This window comes from Microcystis sp. M_OC_Ca_00000000_C217Col (assembly GCF_007095585.1).
GTDB lineage: Bacteria > Cyanobacteriota > Cyanobacteriia > Cyanobacteriales > Microcystaceae > Microcystis > Microcystis panniformis.
Window position 1 is genome coordinate 1 of the sequence record NZ_SFBV01000302.1, and the last position, 5,748, is coordinate 5,748.

Annotated in this window: 9 protein-coding genes; 5 read left to right on the top strand and 4 right to left on the bottom strand. The window is 43.3% G+C overall.

All coding sequences use genetic code 11. From position 1 onward, the window contains the following. Positions 1 to 155: 155 nt before the first annotated feature. The 4 genes from EWV66_RS19255 to EWV66_RS19270 all read right to left on the bottom strand — a co-directional run bounded on the left by EWV66_RS19255 (position 156) and on the right by EWV66_RS19270 (position 3,578). Positions 156 to 440, bottom strand: a complete 285-nt coding sequence (locus tag EWV66_RS19255; RefSeq protein WP_284526117.1) for a DUF5615 family PIN-like protein — start codon at positions 438 to 440, stop codon at positions 156 to 158. A gap of 3 nt (positions 441 to 443) precedes the next feature. Next, entirely contained in the window at positions 444 to 674 is a 231-nt protein-coding gene (locus EWV66_RS19260; RefSeq protein WP_052276631.1) for a DUF433 domain-containing protein, read from the bottom strand. A gap of 209 nt (positions 675 to 883) precedes the next feature. After that, on the bottom strand, positions 884 to 1,795 hold the full coding sequence (locus EWV66_RS19265; RefSeq protein WP_052276630.1) for a hypothetical protein: 912 nt from the start codon (positions 1,793 to 1,795) through the stop codon (positions 884 to 886). Between the two features lie 331 nt (positions 1,796 to 2,126). After that, on the bottom strand, positions 2,127 to 3,578 hold the full coding sequence (locus EWV66_RS19270; RefSeq protein ID WP_287108841.1) for a RecQ family ATP-dependent DNA helicase: 1,452 nt from the start codon (positions 3,576 to 3,578) through the stop codon (positions 2,127 to 2,129). Between EWV66_RS19270 and EWV66_RS19275 the strand changes: the two genes are divergently transcribed. The 5 genes from EWV66_RS19275 to EWV66_RS24230 all read left to right on the top strand — a co-directional run. Continuing rightward, on the top strand, positions 3,567 to 3,710 hold the full coding sequence (locus EWV66_RS19275; protein ID WP_158499342.1) for a hypothetical protein: 144 nt from the start codon (positions 3,567 to 3,569) through the stop codon (positions 3,708 to 3,710). The genes EWV66_RS19270 and EWV66_RS19275 overlap by 12 nt on opposite strands. Positions 3,711 to 3,857: 147 nt before the next feature. Continuing rightward, positions 3,858 to 4,043, top strand: a complete 186-nt coding sequence (locus EWV66_RS19280) for a DUF3285 domain-containing protein (RefSeq protein WP_052278450.1) — start codon at positions 3,858 to 3,860, stop codon at positions 4,041 to 4,043. An 11-nt stretch (positions 4,044 to 4,054) separates the two neighbouring features. After that, the gene (gene ybeY / locus EWV66_RS19285; protein ID WP_052276628.1) at positions 4,055 to 4,567 is read left to right on the top strand and encodes an rRNA maturation RNase YbeY; all 513 of its coding nucleotides are present in this window, start codon (positions 4,055 to 4,057) and stop codon (positions 4,565 to 4,567) included. A gap of 28 nt (positions 4,568 to 4,595) precedes the next feature. Beyond that, positions 4,596 to 5,084 (top strand): diacylglycerol kinase family protein, encoded by a 489-nt coding sequence (locus tag EWV66_RS19290; RefSeq protein WP_002789713.1) that lies wholly within the window; start codon positions 4,596 to 4,598, stop codon positions 5,082 to 5,084. 585 nt (positions 5,085 to 5,669) lie between these two features. Beyond that, the coding region (locus EWV66_RS24230; RefSeq protein ID WP_502705652.1) for a transposase-like zinc-binding domain-containing protein at positions 5,670 to 5,748 on the top strand (79 nt) is incomplete at its 3' end.

Consider the following 5,748-nt stretch of genomic DNA (forward strand, 5'->3'; position numbering starts at 1 on the left):
AGGGAGCATCTCACCTTTGCAATGAGCATAAATACTTAGTGGAAAAATAGGCTTTTCGAGGGTAATTCTTGTTTTAATTCTCCATGTACGCAGTCTTTAAAAGCCTCTATTTCGTTCCAAGACACGATTAAGAGTGGCTTTTAGGCTAAGTATAATTACTCATTGCGTAAATGAGATGCTCCCGCGACTACAGATGCAGAAGGTACTCTTATTCTAAACAAAATAATACCAACACTGGCCGGCAACCTTGAACGAAAGGCGAGTTCTCCAAAATCTTTATCAAATGTCAAGAGAATACGATTTTCTGCTTGGGCGCGACTTAAAACTTCACAGTCCGAGATTCCGGGGGATTCCACCCTAATCCACAGGACATCATGGCCATTTTGTCGTAGGGCTTCAACCCCATCAAGGGGGAAATTTTCGTTCGCTAGAAAACGCATCAGTTAAGCAGCAATAGCATAGACTTTCTCAGATTTGAGCATTACACTAGCATAGCTAAGACAAGCTTGAATATCTTCTACTGTAATACCTGGGTAGTTTCGCAGAATTTCATCAATACTCCAACCTTGGGCGAGAAGATCGATGATAAATTCAACCGCAATCCTTGTTCCTTTAATGATAGGTTTTCCCACCAAAATATCGGGATTTAGTGTAATTCGAGTTTCCCAGTCCATAGCTACATCATTGAAAGTGTTTTCAAAAAGGTCAAGGCTGCGTCGGACGCACCCTATATCTCGTTTTATTATAACAGGATTTGGTATCACAACTTCAATAAATGTGCATGGTGCGTTCCCCAAAAATCGATCGGTGGAGCAATAGGAGTCACATTAAGGAACGCACCCTACAATATTGGCGATCGCACTTGCGTTAGCGATCGCACTTGCTAACGACAGATTTTTTTTCTAAATGATATACGAATTTCATTCAAAAGCTCCTCATATTCATGTTTATATCGCAGATTACGGTCAATTTGTTCTTCTGCTATATCTGGGACTACAAACCGCAGATCTCCTTCTGAACGTATCTCTAAAAGTCGAATTTTTCCGAGTCTAAATTCACCAAATATTTTTAAAATATTTTTAAGTTTTTCATAGTCTATTTCATCAAAAAAGATTGCGCTTTCTTCAACTTTTTCGAGCGTTGCTCTTAGTTGGCTAGAAAAAGTCAAAACATTCTCATGAGTTGCTTGTTTCCACAAATCATTTCCAGCCAAACGTAATAGCTGAAGTATTCTCCACATATCCCAATATGATCGAAACTCGGCTGTAGCATAATCATTTAACTGTGGAGATGAAATATTTAGCTGATTTCGGAAATACTCAAGTTGCTCTCCTAATGGTACTGAGCCATTGAAGATTGCTATGTTACCACCAGCGCTCAATGCTCTTGCGTCTATCACTCCTGCTTCTGATGAACCGCTTTTATTTGTGGGGGGCTGATTGAAATGGCTATTTGAGCTTGTAAGTGAGATGTCACCTCTGGCTCTAATATCTTCTGCATCAATACCTTGTCCAGTTCTCTCATCTGCCACAAATCGCCCTTTTCGGCTTCTTATACCTTTAGCTTTGATGCCACCTTTCTGCTCTGAAGCGTTTGTATTTCCTGTCTTGAGACTTAGCCAATACCCAATTAACAGACCAAAAACCGCGAATGCGATCATCCATAAAATCATTTGATCATTAAATTTTTCACCAATAGTTCGTTGCTGAATAGCCGCTGCAATCAAATTGAAAATGACATTGACGATAGCACCAACAAAAAGACCAAGAACTGGGTATATGTACTTTCTTTGCATAAACCAATATCGCAACTTTCAAAAGCGTGTTAGCCAGATTAGCTTACTGCAAACAATCTCCTTTTAAGGAAACTTATCACAGAATCCTTCTAGGAATCTAGCAAAGATTCTTGTATCTGCCTGCACTTTGTCACAAAATTTCACTATTATTTCGGGTAAGGTACGGTAAATCCCTTGATAGATTCAATCGGGACTAACTTCTGTGAAAACCGCTATAGATCTCCTGCAAAAATCAAAAATCTGACCTTAAGTGAGGAGAATCCCAGACAGGAGGGGAAAAAAGACAGGAAAATTTAGTACAAAAGCTCTGCTCTCCCTGCTCTGGCGCTCCCTAGCTTACCAGAGGTCGATTGCGACGACAATTATCACAATGACCACAGCGAAAATTATCGGCATTTTCCTGAAAACCAAAGGCATTTAAGAGAAAGTGCCAACGACAGCGACGGGTATAGAGGTAGGGAAATATCTCATTTCTGGGTTTAAAAGTCATCTTGGCGGAATTATGGCGATAAATAAGCCGATAATGAAAAGGATCGAGCCATTCTAGGCGATCAAGACTGTGTAAAAGGGAGAGAATGAGCGCACCATCGGGAAATTCGGCACTAATCGCCTCTAATTTGCCCTCTAGGGGAATTTGGGCTAAAATTTGCCAAGCTTGTCGGTATTGGCGTTCCTGTTGGGAGTTAAAGAATTTTTGCTGGTTTTTATCGCTATTATCTAACCATCCCGTCGGTTCACTAATTAAGGTGAGAGCCTGCATTTTACCCCCATCGCGACCACCGCGGCCGATTTCCTGTAGGTATTCCGATAGTAAAGCCGGGGGTTGGTAGTGGACAACCCAACGCACATCGGGTTTATTGATACCCATGCCAAAAGCTGAGGTACAGACAACAAAAGTTAAATCCCCCCGCAGCCAATTTTGTTCTATTTCCCGACGCTGAAAGGGCGATAAACCGGCATGATAGGTACTGGTGCGATAGTGGAGAGATTGCAACCATGCCGCTAAATTTTCACTATGGCGACGGGAACGAGTATAGATCAGGCCGGATTGTCGAGGTTGACCGGTGAGGAAGTTTAATAGTTGATGACGACGACAACCGGGGCTAATACATATTTTGGTGCTTAAGTCAAGGTTTTGACGGTAAGGATTTATTAAGAAAAGCTGCGGTTTTTCTAGTTGTAAGACGCAGGTGAGAGTCTCACGGGTGGCGGGGTTAGCGGTGGCGGTAAAAGCAGCGATCGCTATTTGGCTGCCGGCCGGTTTTGATTGCAGAAGAGCGGGACGGACGGCACCGAGACGACGGTAGGCAGGACGAAAATTATCGCCCCACTGGGTTAAACAATGGGCCTCGTCGAGGATGAGAGCGTTAATTTTAACGTGGGGAAGGGTTAATTTTGACCAGAGGGGCGGACTTAAGAGGGTTTCTGGGGAAAGATAGAGAAGTCGCAGGGTTTGATCTGCGATCGCTGCTAAGGTTTTCTTTCTCTGTTGTCGGGGGATTTCGTTATGAATCAGGGCAACGGGTAGTTTTTTGGCTAATAATTCCTCCACCTGATTTTCCATTAGGGCAACCAGGGGAGAAATCACTAGGGTTAAGCCGGTTTTTAATAAAGCGGGCAGTTGAAAACAGATAGATTTACCGAATCCCGTGGGCACGACAATTAGGGCATCTTGTGCCGCTAGAATTGTCTCGATAATCTGCTGTTGGGGAAAGCGAAAGCTATCATAGCCCCAAATTTTCTGAAAAATAGTCTGGATGCTTTCGGTATCTTGGGAAGACATGGGTTAACTGCTGGGGAAGTGGGGAATTGGGGAAGTGGGGAATTGGGGAATTGGGGAGGTGGGGAAGTGGGGAAGTGGGGAGGTGGGGAAGTGGGGAAGTGGGGAAATGGGGAAATTGAACTAAAACCCTAACACCCCAAAACCCCCCGCAACGCGCACGCAGTGACCACTTTGACTATTCCGGAAGGGTAACAATTTTTCCCATAATTGAATTTTTTTTGCACTTTTTTAATAATCTGTTACACTTATAGCGATCAATCTTTGTCTGGGGAATTACTGATGACTGAACCTGTTAGCACCACTGACCCCGCAGTAGAAACCGCCACCGAAGCGCAACCCAGTTACGTCAAGCTGGCGATGCGGAATATGGTCAAGAAAAAAGGCGTCTCGTTAAAACACTTTTTTTTGACCACGGCAGCCTTACTGGCCTTTTTTGTCGGTATTTCCTATCTGACGCGTCCCTAGGGTGAAATCTGGTGAGTGAGACTTTGCCCCTACTGGTGGATTTATGCCTACAGGATAATTATTTTGATCCCGGAAATAGTCCTGTGGATGGGGAAACTTGGCACTATTGGTTGGAGACATGGTTAGGCTATCTATCGGATTATCTCCCCGTTGCCGCCGGTTATGAACTAAGTTTGCGTTTAACAGACGATCGAGAAATTCAGGACTATAATTGCCAATATCGCCACAAAGATCAACCGACGGATGTTCTCGCTTTTGCCGCTCTGGAAGTGGATTTACCAGTGGATGAGGGCATTTTAGAGACAGAACCTTTATATTTGGGGGATATTATCATCTCTGTCCAGACAGCACAACAACAGGCTTTAACACAAAATCATTCTTTGGCGCGAGAATTGGCCTGGTTAACTGCCCACGCTTGTTTACATCTCTTGGGTTGGGATCATCCCGATGAAACAAGTCTCTTGGAAATGCTATCTTTACAGGAAACTTTGTTAAAAACCGTCGAAATGCCGATACATAGTTAGTTATTTTTGTCAAGCATTATTGAGGAATATGAAGACAAATTATCATCAAGCCAACCAATCTGCCAGCATACCTAATCCCTATCTCAACAATAATTTTATCCCTCGATCGGGACAGGTGAGTGAGGGCAACAATCCCAGTCAAAGAGAATACGCTTGGCAAGTCGCCTCGAATCTGTTAGTCAGTTTTCGCTACGCTTGGGCCGGAGTCCGTTATGCTTTTGTTAGTCAAAGAAATTTTCGCATTCACACCCTGATTACCCTAGTAGCGGTTAGTTGGGGCTTATTTTTGCGGGTTGATGCCATGGAAATGGCGATTGTCACCCTTACCTGCGCTCTGGTGATGGTCTTAGAATTAATTAACACTGCCCTAGAATCAGTGGTAGATCTGACGGTGGGGCAATCCTACCATGATTTAGCCAAAATAGCGAAAGATTGTGCCGCTGGTGCCGTTTTAATCGCCTCGATCGCCGCTTTACTCGTAGCGGCTTTTATTTTTATTCCCCATTTATTAGCTTAAGCGGGAAACTTTTTTCAGTGTTGCCAAAGGCACGGCGTAGCCGTCCAGTAAACGGTAAACTGAAAACTCAAATCTGATCACTGATCATCTGTACTGATTTTAAAACGCGTAGGGGAAAATTAAGTACAAATGATCGAACTTTCTTTCCCTGCTGCCAACTCTGGCACTGCGGTGCAGTCTTAACCAGTAATTTAGATAGGGTTTGCGGCAAAAAGTACGGGCGAAGCATTCGGATAGAAAATCTCCGGTTTCACCGATAGGTTATTGCCCGAATGCTTCGCCCCTACAGGACACGGGCCGATGAAGATGCAAGGTTTTGAACCACGATTCTTTCAAAATCTTGCACCTGTTTCGCAAGAAAAGCCACAAAACCCTTACCTTGCCTACATTTCACATTTATTCAGCAAACTCTAGATAGTCAACAGCTTAACTGATCACTGATTCGGTATAAGGGTACTCGACAGCTTTTAGCCGATAAATTTAACTTTTCTTAACCTAAGCCTAAACTGGTGAGGGGAGAGGGTTTAGCTATATATAAAAAATTGTCGGCGTTGCATAATAGAGATATGAATGGAGGAAATCAAAATGCAATGCCCTGAATGTAAATCTACCCATATCCGTAAAAATGGCATCAATAAACAAGGTAAACAAAATCATATTTGTG